15 protein-coding genes are annotated in these 20181 nt (G+C 44.5%); 10 read left to right on the top strand and 5 right to left on the bottom strand.

What is annotated here, in order from left to right; genetic code table 11:
• Positions 1-519 precede the first annotated feature (519 nt).
• The gene (locus ACYVAA_RS11435; protein ID WP_460541703.1) at positions 520-2763 is read right to left on the bottom strand and encodes a proton/sodium-translocating pyrophosphatase; all 2244 of its coding nucleotides are present in this window, start codon (positions 2761-2763) and stop codon (positions 520-522) included.
• Between the two features lie 319 nt (positions 2764-3082).
• Between ACYVAA_RS11435 and ACYVAA_RS11430 the strand changes: the two genes are divergently transcribed.
• From ACYVAA_RS11430 to ACYVAA_RS11420, 3 genes are all read left to right on the top strand, one after another.
• A complete protein-coding gene (locus ACYVAA_RS11430; RefSeq protein ID WP_460541700.1) occupies positions 3083-4072 on the top strand; it encodes an NAD(P)H-quinone oxidoreductase in 990 nt (329 codons plus the stop codon).
• A 107-nt stretch (positions 4073-4179) separates the two neighbouring features.
• Positions 4180-5583, top strand: a complete 1404-nt coding sequence (locus ACYVAA_RS11425) for an amidohydrolase family protein (protein ID WP_460541698.1) — start codon at positions 4180-4182, stop codon at positions 5581-5583.
• A gap of 173 nt (positions 5584-5756) precedes the next feature.
• Positions 5757-6776: a pirin family protein gene (locus ACYVAA_RS11420; RefSeq protein ID WP_460541696.1), complete on the top strand. Its 1020-nt coding sequence runs from the start codon at positions 5757-5759 to the stop codon at positions 6774-6776.
• A gap of 41 nt (positions 6777-6817) precedes the next feature.
• On the opposite strand, the gene ACYVAA_RS11415 is transcribed toward ACYVAA_RS11420, so the two are convergent.
• The 3 genes from ACYVAA_RS11415 to ACYVAA_RS11405 all read right to left on the bottom strand — a co-directional run bounded on the left by ACYVAA_RS11415 (position 6818) and on the right by ACYVAA_RS11405 (position 9909).
• Positions 6818-7936 carry a glycerate kinase gene (locus ACYVAA_RS11415; RefSeq protein ID WP_460541694.1) on the bottom strand — a complete coding sequence of 373 codons (1119 nt, stop codon included), beginning with the start codon at positions 7934-7936 and terminating at the stop codon, positions 6818-6820.
• On the bottom strand, positions 7933-9285 hold the full coding sequence (locus ACYVAA_RS11410) for an alanine/glycine:cation symporter family protein (RefSeq protein ID WP_460541692.1): 1353 nt from the start codon (positions 9283-9285) through the stop codon (positions 7933-7935). Before ACYVAA_RS11410 ends, ACYVAA_RS11415 begins: the two co-directional genes overlap by 4 nt.
• A gap of 243 nt (positions 9286-9528) precedes the next feature.
• On the bottom strand, positions 9529-9909 hold the full coding sequence (locus tag ACYVAA_RS11405) for a GxxExxY protein (protein ID WP_460541690.1): 381 nt from the start codon (positions 9907-9909) through the stop codon (positions 9529-9531).
• 192 nt (positions 9910-10101) lie between these two features.
• On the opposite strand from ACYVAA_RS11405, the gene proB reads away from it, so the two are divergent.
• The 7 genes from proB to ACYVAA_RS11370 all read left to right on the top strand — a co-directional run bounded on the left by proB (position 10102) and on the right by ACYVAA_RS11370 (position 17131).
• Positions 10102-11193 (top strand): glutamate 5-kinase, encoded by a 1092-nt coding sequence (gene proB, locus ACYVAA_RS11400; RefSeq protein WP_460541687.1) that lies wholly within the window; start codon positions 10102-10104, stop codon positions 11191-11193.
• Between the two features lies 1 nt (position 11194).
• Complete coding sequence (locus ACYVAA_RS11395) at positions 11195-12442, top strand: gamma-glutamyl-phosphate reductase (protein ID WP_460541685.1); 1248 nt, start codon at positions 11195-11197, stop codon at positions 12440-12442.
• Between the two features lie 85 nt (positions 12443-12527).
• On the top strand, positions 12528-13103 hold the full coding sequence (locus ACYVAA_RS11390; protein WP_460541683.1) for a hypothetical protein: 576 nt from the start codon (positions 12528-12530) through the stop codon (positions 13101-13103).
• Between the two features lie 407 nt (positions 13104-13510).
• Entirely contained in the window at positions 13511-14080 is a 570-nt protein-coding gene (locus ACYVAA_RS11385; protein ID WP_460541681.1) for a sugar O-acetyltransferase, read from the top strand.
• A 450-nt stretch (positions 14081-14530) separates the two neighbouring features.
• Entirely contained in the window at positions 14531-15502 is a 972-nt protein-coding gene (locus ACYVAA_RS11380) for an NAD(P)-dependent alcohol dehydrogenase (protein WP_460541679.1), read from the top strand.
• Positions 15503-15542: 40 nt separating this feature from the next.
• The gene (locus tag ACYVAA_RS11375; RefSeq protein WP_460541677.1) at positions 15543-16115 is read left to right on the top strand and encodes a Crp/Fnr family transcriptional regulator; all 573 of its coding nucleotides are present in this window, start codon (positions 15543-15545) and stop codon (positions 16113-16115) included.
• A 74-nt stretch (positions 16116-16189) separates the two neighbouring features.
• Positions 16190-17131, top strand: a complete 942-nt coding sequence (locus ACYVAA_RS11370) for a Rossmann-fold NAD(P)-binding domain-containing protein (RefSeq protein ID WP_460541675.1) — start codon at positions 16190-16192, stop codon at positions 17129-17131.
• Between the two features lie 227 nt (positions 17132-17358).
• Here the strand turns inward: ACYVAA_RS11370 and pgi are convergent, their stop codons facing one another.
• Positions 17359-19005, bottom strand: a complete 1647-nt coding sequence (gene pgi, locus ACYVAA_RS11365; RefSeq protein ID WP_460541673.1) for a glucose-6-phosphate isomerase — start codon at positions 19003-19005, stop codon at positions 17359-17361.
• Positions 19006-20181 lie beyond the last annotated feature (1176 nt).

Raw genomic sequence — 20181 nt, 5'->3', positions numbered from 1 at the left:
TAACTTATGAACCTGAGTTCGATTTAAAAGCAGTGAAATAGGATCGCTGCGTCATTGCGAACCCTTTTGTGCTTGGGTAAGTGTGGGAGGAAAGGGTGCGGCAATCTTCTTATTATGAGATTCCCACGGCTTCCTTCTCGCAATCCTACGCCAAGCCTCGGAATGACGTCTTTGAAACTTGAACTGAGATTATGACATAAGTTAGATGGAAATATGCAATAGAAAATCTACGCCACGGCGCACAAGTATTGCGGCCTGATCCGCCGCGGCGGATAAAATCAGTCGCTTCGCTGCTGTTTTCGACTCTGCCTGGCGGCTAGACAGTTTCACCATCCGAGGCGGATGCTTCAGTCTCCAAACAGCCTGATTTTATTGCATTTTCAGCCCTTCCCTACAGTCGTCGGGACAGGCTATAACGAATCCTATTGCACAATCCGGGTTTAAAAACCAGGATTTGGAACAAACAAAAAGCCCTGCAATGCATTGCAGGGCTTTTTGTTTGAAAATCATTTGGACCTATTATCGCACTTCTTCTGACTCCACCTCCGGGAATAGACCTGAATCACGAAGGGAAACCATTTCCGCTTCCTTATCTTCCATCATTATTTCTTTTGCCTCCTGCTCGAAAGCCTCTGTGTTTCCATGGGGCAATTCAGAAATGTGCGGAGCTATGATTAATGAAACAATTGAAGTCAGCTTGATCAGAATGTTCATTGAAGGGCCCGAAGTGTCTTTGAAAGGATCCCCTACTGTATCTCCCGTCACCGATGCCTTGTGAGGCTCGGAACCTTTGTATTCCATTTGTCCATTGATCTCCACGCCTTTTTCAAAGGACTTTTTGGCATTGTCCCAGGCACCACCGGCATTGTTCTGAAAAATCCCCATCAATACTCCAGAAACGGTCACCCCCGCGAGGACTCCCCCCAACACCTCAGGACCAAAGCTAAAGCCTACTATGATCGGGACAAGCAAGGCTATCGCCCCGGGAGCGATCATTTCCCGGATGGAAGCCTTGGTAGAAATGGCCACGCACTTATCATACTCCGGCTGGGCCTTATATTCCATGATCCCTGGAATTTCCTTGAACTGCCTTCTCACCTCATTGACCATGTCCATGGCTGCCCGACCTACAGCGGCAATGGCCAGGGAAGAAAATATGAACGGAATCATGGCCCCTACAAACAAGCCGGACAAAACATCTGCTTTATAAATGTCAATCGAATTGATACCTGCCAGCCCAACATAAGCGGCAAAAAGCGCCAAGGCCGTCAAAGCCGCAGAAGCAATCGCGAAACCTTTTCCCGTAGCCGCAGTGGTATTGCCCACCGCATCCAGAATATCGGTACGCTCCCGCACCTTCTTGTCACAGCCGGACATCTCTGCTATTCCGCCAGCATTATCTGCGATCGGACCGAATGCATCAATGGCCAACTGCATGGCCGTAGTGGCCATCATTCCTGCAGCGGCAATGGCCACACCGTACAATCCTGCACTTAAAAAGGAGGTATAAATCCCTGCTGCCAACACCAAGATCGGTAAAACAGTGGATTCCATTCCTACAGACAAACCACCTATGATATTGGTCGCATGTCCAGTAGAAGATTGCTTAATAATACTGTTTACCGGTCTTTTTCCCATCGCAGTGTAATACTCAGTGATCATACTCATCAAGGCGCCTACAACCAACCCTATAAATACTGCTCCGAAAACGCCCATTTTCGTAAAGCTGGGAGACCCTTCACGTAGCATCACCATTTGCCCATCAGGAAGCATAAAATCTATTATGAAATAGGAAGCAGCCACGGTCAATAATATGGAAATCCAGTTTCCTTTGTTCAATGCTGCCTGGACACTGCTTTCCTCGCTTTTGATCTTTACGAATACTGTTCCGATGATGGAAAACAGCAGCCCCGTTCCTGCGATCACCAATGGTAAAAGTATAGGGGCGATACCTCCCATCTGGTCATTGGAAACGATCTCTCTTCCCAGAACCATCGAAGCCAAAATGGTGGCCACATAAGAACCGAACAAGTCGGCCCCCATTCCGGCTACATCCCCGACATTGTCCCCGACGTTATCGGCTATGGTGGCAGGATTTCGCACATCATCCTCCGGGATACCGGCTTCCACCTTTCCTACCAAATCAGCTCCCACGTCGGCTGCCTTGGTATAAATACCTCCGCCCACACGGGCAAACAGTGCGATGGACTCCGCACCCAATGAAAAGCCTGCCAGCACTTCCAATGCCCTTTCCATATCCACACCGTTGACTTCTCCCCCAACAGAAACCACATAAGCGTGGTAAAACACAATAAATAAAGAGCCCATTCCCAAAACCGCCAAACCGGCCACTCCAAGTCCCATCACAGAACCGCCGACAAAGGACACATTCAGCGCTTTGGACAGGCTCGTCTTTGCCGCCTCGGTGGTGCGCACATTGGCCTTGGTGGCAATGTTCATCCCGATATAGCCTGCAAATGCCGATAAAAAAGCCCCCAATACAAATGAAACCGCAATTACCGGACTGGAATTCTCCACCTGGGTCCCCGACCAGGCCAGAATGATGCCTGCTATCACCACAAAATAAAACAGCACTTTCCACTCTGCCTTTAAAAATGCCATGGCTCCTCTGGAGATATATCCGGCCAGTTCCACCATAGTTTTGTCCCCGGTGGGCTGTTTACTTACCCAGGAAGACTTAATCGCCATGACTATTAAACCCAAAATCCCCATGGCGGGGACTACATAAATAATTTGTTCCATACGTGTATCAGCGGTTTTTTAAATGAATGTTATCTAAACAAATATATTATTATTCATTCACGAAACAACTTCCCTTTTGACCCCACACCACTTCAAAATCACCAGATAAATATTATTTATCTACCAATACACACAAAATATTATATAAGTAGAAATTCTTGCTGTAATATTTTATCAAAAAGAAAATTATTTCATTAAATCATTAATATCCAAAAGCATGGGATTTTTTATAATTATTGCTCAGGTACGATCCTTCTTTACTATTTTCAGTACTGCAAAGCGAATCATTATATTTATTCTTTGAATTAATCGTGGATTTATGAAAGCAATTGTTATCACGGAACCGGGAAAGCCGGAAGTTTTACAGGTACAGGAAAGGGATATTCCAAAACCACAGGCACACGAGGTATTGATCAAAGTGGTGGCAGCAGGGATCAACCGTCCCGATATCATCCAGCGAAAAGGATTTTACCCCGCACCCAAAGACGCACCGGCCGATATTCCAGGCCTTGAAGTTTCGGGAACCATCACTGCCATGGGACCTGAGGTCAAAAATTTTGAATTAGGCGATGAAGTCTGTGCCCTCATTTCTGGCGGCGGCTATGCGGAATATGTCTGCGCTCCTGCTGCCCAGTGCCTTCCCGTACCTGACGGGGTTTCGCTGATTGATGCAGCCTCTCTACCGGAGACCTTTTTTACCGTTTGGAACAATGTATTCGATATTGCCCAGTTCGAGGCTGGAGAAACGGTTTTGGTACACGGAGGAAGCAGCGGTATCGGAGTGACTGCCATACAGATGATCAAAGCCATGGGGGGCAAGGTACTGGTCACTGCGGGTTCCGAGGAAAAGTGTGCTTTTTGTGAGTCCATAGGCGCCAAAAGAGCCATTCATTATAATGAGGAGGATTTTGAAAAAGCAGTCTTGGACTATACCAGTCAGAAAGGAGTAGACATCGTGTTGGATATGATCGGCGGAGCTTACTCCTTAAAAAATGTAAACCTACTTAAAGCTTACGGACGCTTGGTAATGATCAATGCCATGAAAGGCAAAATCGGTGAGGTGGACTTACTTCAGGTAATGAAAAAACAACTGATCATTACGGGCTCCACGCTTAGGCCTCAATCCATCGAATACAAAGGTAAAATTGCCAAAAATCTGCTGATCCATATTTGGCCGCTTTTTGGTGAAAAAATCAACCCGGTGATCTATAAAACCTTCCCTTTGCACCGTGCCGCTGAGGCACATACCCTTATGGAGAGTTCCCAGCACATCGGTAAAATCCTCCTCCAGATACCGCAGGAGGCCTGAAAAACCATTAGTCAAATTACTTAAACGTTAGTCAATAAAATAGTTAATTATCAGGTTTTCAATGACCTGAAAATGTATTAGTTTTAGTGAGATCAATCCACAGCCCTATGAACCAGAGACTATTTCTATTTTTCGTTCCCTTAATTCTCTTAATGGTTTCTTCCTGTCAAAATGGTGCTACCAAAGAAAAAGAAATCCTCAGCCCACTTCAGGTAATCACCAATGTGAACATCATTGATGTGAAAAGTGGTAAAATCAGAAAAAGCGATGTGGTGGTCTCCGCCGATACCATCAAGGAAATCCTTGATCCTGGTTCCTCCAAGTCTTGGGAAGAAGCTACTTTGATCAATGGGGAAGGTAAATACCTGCTTCCAGGGCTGGCTGAGATGCACGCCCATATTCCTTCGGTGATGTGGAATGATCCCCAAATGGAGGAAACCCTTTTCCTCTACCTTTCTAACGGTATCACCACTATCCGCGGTATGCTGGGGCATCCCCTTCATTTAGAGTTAAGGGCAAGAACTGACAGCATGAAGCTCCTCAGCCCAAGGATATATACTTCCAGTCCTTCCCTGAATGGAAGCACGGTGACTTCACCTGAAATGGCCGATGAAAAAATCCGGCAATACAAGGAGGAGGGGTACGACTTTCTAAAACTTCATCCCGGTATCCGTTTGCATGTTTTTGATCAAATCGTCAAAACGGCCAAGGAGGTAAACATCCCCTTTGCGGGCCATGTATCCACCTTGGTAGGCATCCGGCATGCGCTGGAAAGTGGCTATGCCAGTATTGACCATGTGGACGGATACCTGGAGGGCCTGGTACCGGAGTCGAAAAATGTCAATCCTACTGAAAATGGATTTTTCGGATATAACTTCACTCGCCTGGCCGATTCCTCAAAAATCGATGCCCTCGTTCGACTTTCAAAGGAAAACCAAGTGTGGGTGGTCCCTACTCAAACCCTCTTCACCAGATGGTTTTCTCCTCTTCCTGCCAATGAACTTGCCGGTCAGCCTGAAATGAAATACATGGCCCCTGAAGTCATTGAAAACTGGATCAGCAGTAAGCAAAACCTAACGGAGAACGAAGAATATAACGCCGAGCAATGGGAAGCATTTATCAAGCTCAGAAAACGGCTTATTTTGTCATTGCACAAAAACGGTCAGGGACTCTTACTGGGCTCCGACGCCCCGCAGGTTTTTAATGTCCCGGGTTTTTCAATACAACATGAATTACAGGACATGGTAGATCTTGGGCTCAGCCCACTGGAGGCCATCCAAATAGGAACGGTAAACCCTGCCCAGTACTTTGGCATGGAAGGTAAGTTTGGTGAAATCATAGCCGGAGCAAGTGCGGACCTCATCCTGCTGGACCAAAACCCCTTGGAGGATATCCGCCATATGCAACAACCGGCCGGGGTAATGGTAAGGGGCCAATGGCTTAGCAGAGAGATGATTGACCAAAAGTTAAAAGAAATAGAAAATAAGTACACTACCACCAGCCCTCAGTAGTTGGAAGGAAAGCATCCCCTGGATAATGTTGATCCTTAATGGAAAGTCCACGGTCGACCGTCGACCATCAACAGTGGACTCCAAACAATTATCGCGGACAATGAAACCTTTTTATCCAAATAAATGTATATACATTAAATTCAACTACATTAATTATAACCAAGGAGGAGAATATGGCAGATACTGCAGTAAAGAAAATAAGACAACTGGGGTTCCAATGGCAGACCCAGGATCCTTTTTTGTTTTGCGCTTACCATTTGGATGTGTATCCTGCTGGTAACGAAAACCTGGGGCCTAAGGCTACTATGGACGGTAGGAATATAGGCCAGGACTTTACCAAAAAGGACGGATGGAGAATGTATCACGGAAGCAAAGTTCCCGGCTTTCCGGCCCACCCCCACAAAGGTTTTGAAACCGTTACGCTGGTGGAAAGAGGTTTTGCAGACCATTCCGACTCTTTGGGTGCTGCCGGCCGGTTTGGAGAAGGAGATGTGCAGTGGATGACAGCGGGCAAAGGGGTGATGCACAGTGAAATGTTCCCCCTTTTGAATCAGGACAAGGAAAATCCCCTATTGCTGTTTCAGCTTTGGCTGAACCTTCCCCAATCACACAAAAACGTTCCTGCTCATTTCAAAATGCTCTGGGCAGACACTATTCCGGTTCATACGGAAACGGATGAAAACGGCCATAAGACCAAGATCAAAATCATAGCCGGTCAATTTGGTGAAACCAAAGCTCCTGCTCCTAACCCTGATTCCTGGGCGGCAGATCCTAACAACCAAGTGGCCATTTGGACCATCAAAATGGAGGCCAATGCCAAATGGACCCTGCCTGCAACGGATGAGGGGATCAACAGGTCATTGTTTTTCTACAAAGGAAAGCAACTGAGTGCCGAAGGTTTTGAAGTCCCTGAGGGACATTCTTTGGACCTGTTTTCAGAAAAGGAAATCACCTTCGTCAACGGCAATCAGCCAGCGGAGCTGCTGTTCCTGCAGGGCAAACCCATCAACGAACCTGTGGTGCAACATGGCCCTTTTGTAATGAACACCAAGGAAGAAATCCATCAGGCCATGCTGGATTTCCAGCAGACACAGTTTGGCGGATGGCCTTGGCCCAACTATGAACCAACCCATCCTAAGGAGAGAGGAAGGTTTGCCATTCATGCCGATGGCAGAGAAGAAGTAAAAGATTAAATTTCCCACTCACTCCCCGGTAGTTATACTGGGGAGTTTTTTTATCCCAATTCTCCCTTTTTCAGGAACTGGTTCATGGCTTCTTTGAGGTTATTTTCCGCTTTACTATGGACATGCGTATTTGAAAGATCTAGATCCGGCAACAAAACTACTTTATCAAAACCGGCAGACAAAGCCTCTTTTCCATCTCCAGAAGTGATCATGACAGTTTTCTTGCCCAATCTCTTGGCCATTTGCAACAGTTCATAACTGGCCTTCCCTCCTGCTGACTGTTGGTCAAACCTTCCTTCCCCTGTTATCACCCAATCTGCCTTTTTCAGCTTTTCCTCCATATTTACCTGATCAAAAAAATACCTGGCCCCAACCTTGATGTCCACCGGAAAAAAAGCACTTAAACCCAGAGCAATGCCCCCTGCCGCCCCGAATCCCGGCTGATCGGCCAGGTTCCTTTTGCTTTTCCTTTGCATCAATTGAAACAGCCTTGCTGCCCCTTTCTCAAAAGCCATCAGACCATCCTCTTCTAAGCCTTTCTGAGGTCCAAAAACCGGTACGGCTCCTTTATCCCCAAAAAAGGTATTGTTCACGTCGCAAAGACAGGTAAAACGGATATCCCATTTTTTGACTGGCAACTGGATATGGGCGATTTGGTTCAAAAAATCAGGGCTATAGACGGGAATTTCCCTACCTTTTTTATCCAGAAACACAAAACCCAATGCCCGTAAAATTCCTGTTCCCATGTCCACCGTGGCACTCCCCCCCAGTCCAAGGATAAGTCGTTCGGCCCCCTCCTCTATGGCCCTTCTGATCAGTAGGCCTGTACCATAACTACTGGTGACACGTGCATCTACTTCAAAAGACTTCAGGCCCTGAAGGCCACTGACAGAAGAAATATCCAACAGGGCTTCTTTTTGACCATTGTTCAAATAAATAAACCCTTGTTTAAACTTACCCACCGCATCCAATGCTGCTGTTTCCAACTTTTTCAGCTGCAGGGACTTACCCAGTAAATCACAGGTTCCATCTCCTCCGTCGGCGATGGGACAAAGCTCGATGCTGCTATCCGGAAAGCGGCTTGAAAGGCATTCGCTTAGTAACTCACCGGCCCTTGCTGCGGTAATGGTTCCTTTGAAGGCGTTGGGAGCAACCAGGATTTTCATCATTTCATGCCTTTCATTCTTTTAAAATAATCCTTGGTGGCGGCCACCACTTTGGGAGAAAGGTAAATGGCGGAAATCATGGTCGGAAAGGCCATCACCGCATACATACCGTCCACAAAACTCATGACCACCTGCAGGGAAACCACCGCACCGCCAACGATGGTCACCAGGTAAAAGTAATTGTAATAATCTGCCTTATCCGCTCCAAACAGGTAGTTGAAACATTTATGGCCATAATAACTATAGGTAAACATGGTAGAGAGCGCAAAGACCAATACTGCCGCCATCAGCAAGTATTTTCCCATTCCGGGTATACCGCTTTCAAATGCCGACAGGGTCATCAAAACCCCGTCCTTTTCACCGCTTTCCCAAACACCGGTGACCATGATGGTCAGTGCAGTCAGGGTACAAACCACAATGGTATCAATAAATGGCCCCAGCATGGCGATCAGCCCTTCCCGGACCGGTTCATTATTTTTGGAGGCCCCGTGCACCATAGGTGCCGTCCCGATGCCTGCCTCATTAGAAAAAGCAGCCCTTCTGGCTCCGGTAATGATCACTGCTCCCACCGAACCTCCCAACACCGCTTTGCCCGAAAAAGCATCTTCCAATATGAACAAAAAGGAAGAAACCACCTGATCGTGGAACCTGAACAAAATGATCAGCACACTGATAAAATACAAGGAGACCATAAAAGGCACCAACTTGGAGGCTACTGAGGCAATCCTTTTGATGCCTCCAAGAATCACTGTGGCCACCAGCAACATCATGGAAACCCCTAAGATCCATCTTGTGCTCGCTCCATGATCCAGGTCATAAGGTTTTAACAGTACCACCCGGATAACATCAGTGAGCTGATTGGCCTGAAAGATGGCCAGCAGTCCCATGATTCCTGCCACACAAAAAATGATGGACAAAAACCTCCACTTTTTGCCCATGCCCTGCTCTATCACATACATGGGACCGCCCTGAACGTGTCCCGAGCTATCTTTTCCTCTGTACATGATGGCCAGGGTACAGGTAAAATATTTGGTAGCCATACCCACAAAAGCAGATACCCACATCCAAAAGATCGCTCCCGGACCTCCGGTTCCGATAGCCAAGGCCACCCCGCTGATATTCCCCAATCCCACAGTGGCCGCCACAGCTGAAGACAGGGCCTGAAAAGAAGTAATGTCCCCATTCGCAGTAGGGTCGTCATATTTGCCCCCGACCACTTTCATGGCGTGTCGGAAACCCCTAAAAGGTATCAGGCCAGAATACAAAAACAGAAAGGTTCCTCCGCCCAGTAAAAGGTAAAGCAGTGGCCAGCCCCATATCCAATTACTGAAATCAATGATTAATTGCCCCATACTAAATGTACTAATGTCAATCTCCGGGAATTTGCATCCCAATTTTCAATAAAAAACAAAAATGAATATTAGCACCAATTTCCTTCTAATCCAAACGATGGGCTATTCATCGCATCTTCCATCTTGTTTCTTTCAGATTCCAGGGATCTACCTGTCGTTAAGGGGGGTAGACCTAAAAAACAATTGTTTCACTAGAACATAATGTATTATCTCACAGAAAACACAGAAAATCACAGAAAAATTTCAGTTAATTATTCGAATAAGGCTCTCCTTATCAACTAAGTAAGCACTATTAAAATTAATCAAGAACCCTAAAGACCTCTTTGATAGTTTCAAATAAGTTAAAAGCTGTTTTTTGTGAACATTCAACAGATTCTCTACTGATTTAATTTCCAGTATCACCTGATCCTCTACTAATAAATCCAATCTAAACCCCATCGCCAACTTTACAGAGCGGTAAATTACAGGTACAGGAACCTGGGATTTGACCACCAGTCCGACCTCTTTTAACTCCAAAATAAGAGCTTTCTCATATACACTCTCGAGTAACCCTGGACCAAGTTCGGAATGGACTCTAAAAATTGCTCCTCTTATTTTATAACTTAAACTGTTTTCAACTTTCATCACTTAAAAAATAAATTGCTTATCCTTAAAATAGCAAATTCTGCGTACTTCTGTGCTATCCGTGAGACACTTAAACTGATTTTCATTGAAAAACACCCAATACTGTTTAAAAAATTTCACCGAAAAAAACTATAGCCAAATCTGATATTCCTTGCTATTTTTGGTATCAGTTTAGAATACAAATACATCGGTATGTTACATCGCAAGGGAAATACAATCGTCATCAAAATAGGTTCCAATGTCCTTACACAGGCAGACGGAACACCGGACAAGTCCCGTATGGAATCCCTTGTTCGGCAGATGGTTTACCTCCGCGAACAGGGCCTCAAACTTATTCTGATCACCTCAGGGGCAGTGGCCTTTGGACGAAAGTCAACGGTCTTTGAAGAAAAAACCGATCCAGTGGTCCAAAAGCAGATATTGGCCGCTGTGGGGCAGATAGAGCTGATCAACTCCTACAAGAGCCTCTTTGGGGCGCTCAAAAGCAGCATCGCCCAGATCATGGTCACCAAAAGTGATTTCAGGGACCGGAAGCATTACCTCAATATGAAAAACTGCTTGGAAGGCCTGCTCAAAAACGATATCATCCCAGTGATCAACGAGAATGACACGGTTTCCGTGACAGAGCTGATGTTTACCGACAATGATGAACTGGCAGGCTTGGTAGCAGCCATGATGGATGCCCAAAACCTTATTATCCTCAGCAATGTAGACGGCATCTTCAAGGGACATCCCAGTGATCCTGACGCGGAACTGATCGAGCATGTCGGGACCAAAGCCCCTTCTATGGCCAGTTATATTTCTTCTTCCAAGAGTTCCTTTGGGCGGGGCGGTATGCTGACCAAAATGCATATGGCCAAAAAATCAGCTGATCTGGGCATAGGCGTGACCATTGCCAATGGCAAGCGTGAGGAGGTGCTGATTGACTATTACCATGGAAGGTTGAAGTGTACTTACTTCGAGCCCTCCAAGGCCAAGCAGAGTTCCAAAAAATGGATCGCCCATGCTGACCAATATTCAAAAGGGGAAGTCATCATCAATGCCGGTGCTGAAAACGCGTTGAAATCAGATAAGATCACCAGCCTACTGCCTATTGGGGTACTGGAAGTCAAAGGTGACTTTATAAAAGGAGAGATTATAAGGATCGTCGCAGAAAATGGCAAGAAAATTGGTCTGGGTAAGGCGGCTTATGGGGCAAAAGTGGCTACGGAAAAAATAGGCCAGGCCAATCAAAAACCCATTATCCATTACGATTACCTTTACCTCCACCAAAACAACCATTAAGATGAATTTAGAAACGACTTTCTCCAAAGTAAAGGAGGCCAGCAGGTCGCTGGCTTTGCTTTCTGAAGTGCAGATAAACAGGACCCTGGAAGACCTGGCCAAGCTGACATGGGAGAGTATTCCCCAAATTCTCAAGGCCAACCAAAAGGACCTGGACCGAATGGATCCGCAGGACCCGAAATATGACCGGCTGAAGCTTACCCAAGAGCGGATCGAGGGCATTTCCGAAGATATTTTAAATGTGGTGAAGCTCCCCTCCCCGCTGGGCAGAAAGCTGGCCAAAAAAACGCTGGAGAACGGACTGCAGCTCAGCAAGGTCTCTGTGCCGCTGGGTGTGATCGGCATCATCTATGAAGCCCGTCCCAATGTGACCTTTGATGTTTTCAGCCTCTGCCTCAAATCAGGCAATGCCCTGGTCCTGAAAGGTGGCAGTAATGCCCATGACTCCAATACGGTAATCGTCGGCCTTATCCACAAAGTGCTGGAAAAAAACGGCATCAACCCTGATATTGTCACCTTATTGCCTCCTGAGCGGGAAGCTACAGCAGAAATGCTTCAGGCCGTGAACTATATCGATATCATCATCCCAAGAGGCAGTCAGGGACTGATCAATTTTGTCCGGGAAAATTCAAAAGTGCCGGTGATCGAAACCGGGGCGGGCATCGTCCATACCTATCTGGACAAATCCGGAGACAATGGAAAGGCCGCCAATATCATTGCCAATGCAAAGACCAGAAGAGTCAGTGTCTGCAATGCCTTGGACTGTTTGGTCCTTCACCAGGAAAAACTCCAGGCCCTACCAGAAATTTCCAAGCCATTGGGAGAAAAGGGAGTGAAAATCTATGCCGATAAGGCAGCTTTTGAGGTTTTGAAAGGCAGTTATCCTGCTGAGCTGCTCCTTCCTGCGGAAGAGGAGCATTTTGGAACCGAGTTTTTGGCCATGACCATGTCCATCAAAACCGTACCCGATCTGGATTCCGCCTTGGAGCATATTGCCCGGCACAGTTCCAAACACAGTGAGGCCGTGGTGGCCGAGGATGAAAAGGTCATTGAACTGTTTTTAAAATCCGTGGACGCGGCGGCCGTTTATGCCAATACCTCCACTGCCTTTACCGATGGGGCACAGTTTGGACTAGGGGCAGAAATCGGCATTTCCACTCAAAAACTGCATGCCCGTGGCCCTATGGCCCTGGAAGAACTGACCTCCTATAAGTGGATAGTACGGGGGAATGGGCAGGTGAGGGAGTGATTTAAGATTGGAAAATTGAAAGATTGGAAGGTTGGGAAGCGATACTGGCTTAGGCCTTTTTTAAGAAGCAGTCATTATGAAAATTATGCATAAGAAGATTCTCATTTTAATATTTATACTTTGTACCTTTTTTGGTCTAACCAAGGCTGTTGCCCAATTTTCTGACAAAAAAATTGAAAATTTCTGCGAAAGATTTCCTGTTGTCCTATCAACCTCTGAAATGAAAAAGGGACACTTATTGAGCTTTAAGAAGTTTGAGAGAGGTACTTTTAAACTTGCCAGTAAACTAGAAAAAATTTCGCTCATGACAACCATGTTATTGGGAAGTGCAACTTACCTTTTTGATTCATTGAGCCAACAAAAAGAATTTGAAGCGGTTGTTCATAAGCCTAATGGACCCACCTCCACTACTTTTCTGGTTGAGTTTAAATACAAAGATGGAAGCATTTTTATATTTAGAGAAATGATATATGGTAACTTGTTATCGAACCCACTAGCTGCTGAAAACCCAAAGAACTATGGTTTATTATTTGGCTTCAATCTAAAAAGAAATGATCAGTACAATATAATTCTTACGGCTCTTAAGGCATATTGGAAAGAAAATGATATCATGTATACGGAACACTATGCCGAAATACCTGACTTAAGTCAAGGGTCTTAAAATGATAGTAGCGTTTATAATCTACACTGAGCTAGATTTCTTATCCAGCCTTTCTTTTTTTCTAGTATCCCTCCTACTTATGGGGTCATAGTAAATTATACATGAACTTGAGATCCCTTTCTTTTTGCTAGGATTGCTCCTGCTAATGGAGTCAGGACAACTTATACTTGAGATAACAGAACTCATGGTTCCTCAGCCTGTTGAATCTTGGTCCCTGAGCCTGTCGAATATTGGTCCCTGAGCCTGTCGAAGGGAAAAGACATATTCTAACGGCCTTAAGGCAGAAGAAAGTAAAACTCCGGACAGGCAAACAAGGTTAAGTACTTTAATTCCAAAAGGTACGGTTAACTTTCAAACTCTTTCCTGGCAAATTTGTATGGACAACCCGATTACATTACTTTCAAAGGATGGAAACTGAAAAAGAAAAAATGATTGCCGGTAAAATGTATGCCCCATTGGACGAAGAATTGGTGGAAGACAGAATACAGGCCCGGCTACTGATAAAGACACTCAACGAAACAAGAGAGGACAAGCCAACAGAAAGAAGCCATGTACTTAAAGAGCTTCTTCCCAATGCCGCCCCGGATTTGTGGGTACAGCCGCCCTTTTATTGCGACTACGGCTACAACATAACGGTTGGTGAAAGTGTATTTTTCAACTTCAACTGCATAGTACTCGACGTTGCGCCGGTGACCATCGGGAGCCGTTCCATGTTTGGACCAAATGTACAAATTTACACGGCCACACATCCCATTAATCATATTGAGAGAAGTTCAGGGCGCGAATACGCAAAACCGATTACCATTGGAGAGGATGTTTGGGTGGGAGGAAGTGTCGTTATTTGTCCCGGGGTGAAAATTGGGGATAGAAGTGTCATTGGGGCCGGTAGTGTGGTGACCAAAGACATTCCCGCAGATGTATTTGCTGCAGGCAATCCTTGTAAAGTAATAAGGGTAATTGAACAAAAAAACCAGTAAGAAAGCTAAAGAAATTCGGAAAAGACTACGCAGTAAAAAAAATGGAAACTTCAAAAGTTGACATCGTGGATTATTTGGACAGCAAAGAAATAATTGCCGAATATCTCCCTACCTAAAATGACTTAGCACAAAAACCGGGAAATCTGACAACCCGACCTCCTTATCCCTCTATAAAAGGTAATAAAACCCGAAATATGCAATAGAAAATCTATTGCGGCCTGAAACTGCTTTAAAATCAGTCGCTTCCCTGCTGTTTTCGACTTCACCATAGCGGTGCTATGCCTCAGTCTCCAAACAGCCTGATTTTCTTGCATTTTCAGCCCTCATAACGAATCCTATTGCACAATCCGGGTTAAAACAAAAGCTTAGCGACCTCCGTGAAAACTTTTGTGCTCTTTGTGGTTACCTAATGCCAGACGACCTATCCTCCTAAACTGAAGAAAATGTGATATGAAAGCATTTAGAAAATCAAAATATGGTGGGCCGGAAATACTTCGATTAGAAGAGGTGGAAGATCCTATTCTGAAGGATGATCATCTTCTGGTTAGGGTAATGGCTAATTCAGCCAATCCAGCCGACTGGCACATTTTAAGGGGAAAGCCATATTTTGCACGATTTACCTTCGGCTTGTTCAAGCCAAAACATAAAATTCTGGGAGCTGATTTTGCAGGCATTGTAGAAAAAGTGGGAAAAAATGTTTCCCATGTTAAGGTAGGAGATCGGGTATTTGGTGAAATGCTTTCAGGTGGGGCTTTTGCTGAATATGCAAGTATGCCTACAAGTGTTTGTGCTATCATGCCAGAAAAGACTGATTTTCCTGAAATGGCTTGCCTTCCTTTGGCCGGGATAACTGCTTTGCAGGCGGTTATTAACCATGGACAGCTTAAAACAGGGGAATCGGTACTGATCAATGGTGCTTCAGGTGGCGTTGGACATTTTGCCGTACAAATTGCAAAGGCCTTTGGTGCCGAAGTAACAGCTGTTTGTTCTCTTAAAAATGTTAATTTTGTAAAGAACTTGGGTGCAGATCATTTCATTGCTTATGACCAAGAAAGCATTCACGAACACAGGGGAAAATACAAGCTCGTTATTGATACACATGGCAATCTTTCCCATCAAGACTTCAAACGCATGGGGGAGCGAGGGGTTATGGTAGGTTTCACAACAATGAGGCACATGATTTCGGTACTTTTAAACAGGGCTTTTAGCAAATTCCCCCTGGTTCAATTCACAGCTGAACCCAATACAAAAGATCTAAAGACTTTGGCTACTTTAATTCAAAACAAAAAAATTAGTGTTCATATCGAAAAGACCTATCCTTTTACGGAAACCCCTCAAGCTATTAGCTATATGGAATCCATGCGAACTAGAGGTAAAGTGGCAATGATATGGGTGAAAAAGGATGATAAACCTAAGAGTTAATGTAAGTTCCCTTTCTACGAACTATTAATCTTCCTTATGAATGCAAGAGCTTATTGATGAAATTGACAAAATTACCCCCTTGTCCCTTACTGAAAGAGAAAAGATTGCTACCTATTTTCGCCCTAAACCCATTAAGAAAAACAATTTTTTAATAAGGGAAGGCCAGCAATGTGATGAAGTCTTTTTTGTCAAAGCGGGCCTGCTGAGGGTTTATTATTTGGAGGAGAATGGAGGCGAAATAACCTGCTATTTTTGTCGTGAAAAGGAGTTTATTTCATCCTACACCAGCTTTTTGACCCAAACCCCTACCAAGGAAAATATTCAGGCCATTGAAGATTGCCTGTTGTTTTCTATTCATAGGAAGGATCTTGAGGCATTGTCACAAGAAATTCCTAAAATCCACATTTTCAGAAGGGTCATTGCCGAGAACCTATTTATAGCCATGGAAAGAAGGGTGGCCATGCTCCAATCAGCCACAGCTCAGGAAAGGTATGAAAAGATCATCAAAGAAAACCCCGATTATGTTCTTAATGTTCCACAACAGTATATTGCTTCATTTTTGGGCATTACCCCTCAGCATCTAAGCAGGCTTAGAAAAAATTCCCCCAGCTGATTTCTTAACATTTGTTCAGTGGAATGGGTGCTCAACTTCGGAAATTTGAACCGTAGTTAAACATTCCACTTATAATGAAGGATCCATTTCCATTACATACCGTCCTTGGTGCCAATGGCGCCATGGGCCAGGCAGTTTATAAAGAACTGCAGCGAAGACAAGTCAATTTCAGGTTGGTTTCACGGAAAAGAATGAGGGATTTCCCAGAAAGTAGGACTGCTGATTTGCTGAACAAAGAGGAAACATGCAGGGCCATTCAGGGTAGTCAATATGTTTACCTTTGTGTTGGTTTGCCCTACAGCGCCAAGGTTTGGCAGGTTCAATGGGAAATCATTATGCAAAATGTCATTGCGGCATGTGCAGATCAGGGTGCCAGGCTTATTTTTCTGGACAATGTGTACATGTATTCAAATCCCCTACCAATACCCTTTGATGAGCAAACTCCACAATCCCCCGCTTCGAAAAAAGGGCTGGTCCGGATGAAAATAGCCGAAATGCTAATGCAGGCAATAGGACAAGGGAAAATACAGGGATTAATTGGCCGCTCAGCCGACTTTTACGGGGAGGGTGCAATTAACAGTGTTTTATATATTTCCATCTTGGAAAAAATGCAACAAGGGAAGTCCCCTCTTTCTCTCAGTAAAGGAAATGTAAAGCATACTTATGCAAATATCCAGGACAATGCAAAAGCATTGGTAGCATTGGCCCTTGATGAGGACTGTTATGGGGAAGTCTGGCACTTGCCCGTTTCGGCGCCCATTACACTCCATGAAATTGTAGAAATCCTTAACCAAGCATTGGAGACTGACCATAGGCTTAAGGTAATGCCCAAAATGCTGCTGAAGGTGTTGTCTTGGTTTATCCCTATTTTAAAGGAATCGTCTGAAATGCAGTATCAGTTTGAAGAGGAATACATCATGTCCTTTGAAAAATTCAGGTCAAAATTCCCCGACTTCAAGGTCACTCCTATCGAACAGGGCTTAAAGGATATGGCAAGGTATTTCAATAATAATTGATGAAGACTTCAGATTGGCCTACAAAGTCACCGATGAAGCAATACTAATCATTGCATACAGACACCATCATGATTGACCTATGTTCAAAGCCTGACTGTCTCTACAAAAAAAGATCCGACTCATCATCGGATCTTTTTATTTATGTACTTATGTCAACGCAAGCCTTTATAACTTACTGCTAACTACTTGATACTATATACTTGATACTAAATACTAGATACTATCAATTACTTTCTCAACGCTTTGTAAGCATTGATCAGGCCATTGGTAGAGGCGTCATGGGAACTTACCTCCTCCTCTCCTTCCAGTTCAGGCAGGATATTTTTAGCCAACACCTTGCCCAGTTCCACTCCCCACTGATCAAAACTGAAGATGTTCCAGATCACTCCTTGCACGAAGATCTTGTGCTCATAGATGGCCACTAAGGAACCAAGGGTATAGGGATCAATTTTCTTCACCAAGATGGAATTGGTAGGTCGGTTTCCTTCAAAAACCTTGTGCGGAGCCAGTTTGGAAATTTCTTCATCCGATTTACCTGCTTTGCTCAGCTCGGCTTTAACCTCTTCCAATGACTTCCCGTTCATCAACGCCTCTGTCTGGGCAAAGAAGTTGGACAGCAATTTCACGTGGTGATCCCCCACTGGGTTATGGGAAATGGCCGGTGCGATAAAATCACAAGGGATCAAATGGGTACCCTGGTGGATCAACTGATAGAAAGCATGCTGACCGTTGGTACCTGGTTCTCCCCAGATAATCGGACCAGTGGTATAATCTACCTTCTCCCCATTGCGGGACACGTACTTGCCGTTACTTTCCATATTGCCTTGCTGGAAGTAAGCCGCAAAACGGTGCAGGTACTGATCATAAGGCAAAATGGCCTCAGAAGAAGCGCCCAAGAAGTTGGTATTCCACAAACCGATCAAGGCCAAAACCACCGGAATATTTGACTCAAAGTCAGTACTTCTAAAATGCTTGTCCATGGCATGGGCACCATCCAACAGTTTTTCAAAATTGTCAAATCCGATGGCACAGGCAATAGGCAAACCAATAGCTGACCAAAGGGAGTACCTTCCCCCTACCCAGTCCCAGAAGGCAAACATGTTTTTGGTATCTATACCAAAAGCCGCAACCGCTTCCGCATTGGTGGACAAGGCCACAAAGTGCTTGGCAATGGCTGCTTCATCCTTTGCATGCTCCAAGAACCAAGATCTCGCCGAATGGGCATTGGTCATGGTCTCCTGCGTGGTAAAGGTCTTGGAGGCGATAAAGAAAAGCGTGGTCTCAGGATCCACTTTCTTCAACGTCTCTGCGATATGGGTTCCGTCCACATTGGAAACAAAGTGGATGTCCAAGTTTTCGTTTTGATAAGGTTTCAGGGCTTCTGTCACCATTACAGGACCAAGATCACTTCCTCCGATACCGATGTTGACCAAGGATTTAATGGACTTTCCGGTATAGCCTTTCCAGTCTCCAGCATTGATTTTGTCCGCAAAACCTTTCATTTGGGCCAGTACGGCATTTACATCCGGCATCACATCTTTCCCATCCACTTCAATCGGGCTATTGCTACGGTTTCTCAAAGCGGTATGAAGTACCGCGCGTCCTTCAGTCTGGTTGATGGGAGCACCGGTAAACATGGCCTCTATAGCTGCCTTTAGTCCTGTTTCCTCCGCAAGTTCAAATAATGCTTTCAGGACATCTTCATCTGCCCTGTTTTTAGAATAGTCCACTAAGATGTCCTCAAACCGGATTGAATAACGGTCAAACCTGGATTTGTCTGCAAAAAGTGATTGAATGGTTTGCCCTTTTTTCTCTTTGGAAAGTGTGCTTAATTTCTTCCAGGCGGTGGTTTGCGTTGGATTGATGTTTTTCATGTGTTTCTTGAATTGATTTAATTGATCATATAAAATCCAATTCCACCTTTCAGACATGCAACCTGATTAAAAGGGTCACCTAGAAAAATGCTTATTCTAATCAATTGGATTTCATTGACCAAAGGTTGTATTAAGGTCTAGCCAACAAAAATAAGATTTATATCGTGCGGATAAAATTAATCATTCACTGTTTGGCTTAACATTTTGCTAAAAGCGGTTGATGGAAGCAAACTGATCAAAAAATATTAACTGACTATCCTGAATTCTGCCCGTAGTACAAATGAAACAAAATCCTTACCTGAAACAAGAAGATTTCATTGAAGGTGAATTATCCCAACCTATAAGGTTTGTTTTTTAAACTAGCCAAAAAATCTTCCTTGCCTACCGAACGAAGGACAATGCTTTAAGTTAAAGCGGATATTGACCACGGATGAATACAGATATACACTGATGTGGTTATTTACCCCCCTTTATCCGTGTTTATCCATTTTATCTGTGGTTTACTTAACAGCATTGTACCGCTGGCAGGGGTGAAAATGATACTTTGAGCGATGGTAAATCCATGTATACAAGAAGGTCGGGATTACAAATCACGACCAGCTCTGAAAATCTTCATTGCCTACCGAAGGACAATGTTATTAAGTTAAAGAGGATATTGACCACAGATGAATACAGATATACACTGATGTGGTTATTTACCCCCCCTTTATCCTTGTTTGTCCATTTTATCTGTGGTTTACTTAACATCATTGTACCACAGGCAGGGGAAAAATGATACTTTGAGCGATGGTAAATCCATGTATACAAGAAGGTCGGGATTACAAATCACGACCAGCTCTGAAAATCTTCCTTGCCCACCGAAGGACAATGGTATCAAGTTAATGGTGATATTGCCACAGATGAATACAGATGTGGTTATTTACCCCCCTTTATCTGTGTTTATCCATTTTATCTGTGGTTTACTTAAAAGCATTGTACCACAGGCAGGGGAAAAATGATACTTTGAGCGATGGTAAATCCATGTATACAAGAAGGTCGGGATTACAAATCCCGACCAGCTCTGAAAATCTTCCTTGCCTACCAAAGGCCAATGCTATTAAGTTAAAGCGGATATTGACCACGGATGAATACAGAGAAACACAGATGTAGTTATTTAAACTCCCTTTATCTGTGTTT

The sequence above is a fragment of the Echinicola sediminis genome, assembly GCF_054777495.1.
This window is presented reverse-complemented; position numbering and strand designations above follow the sequence as displayed.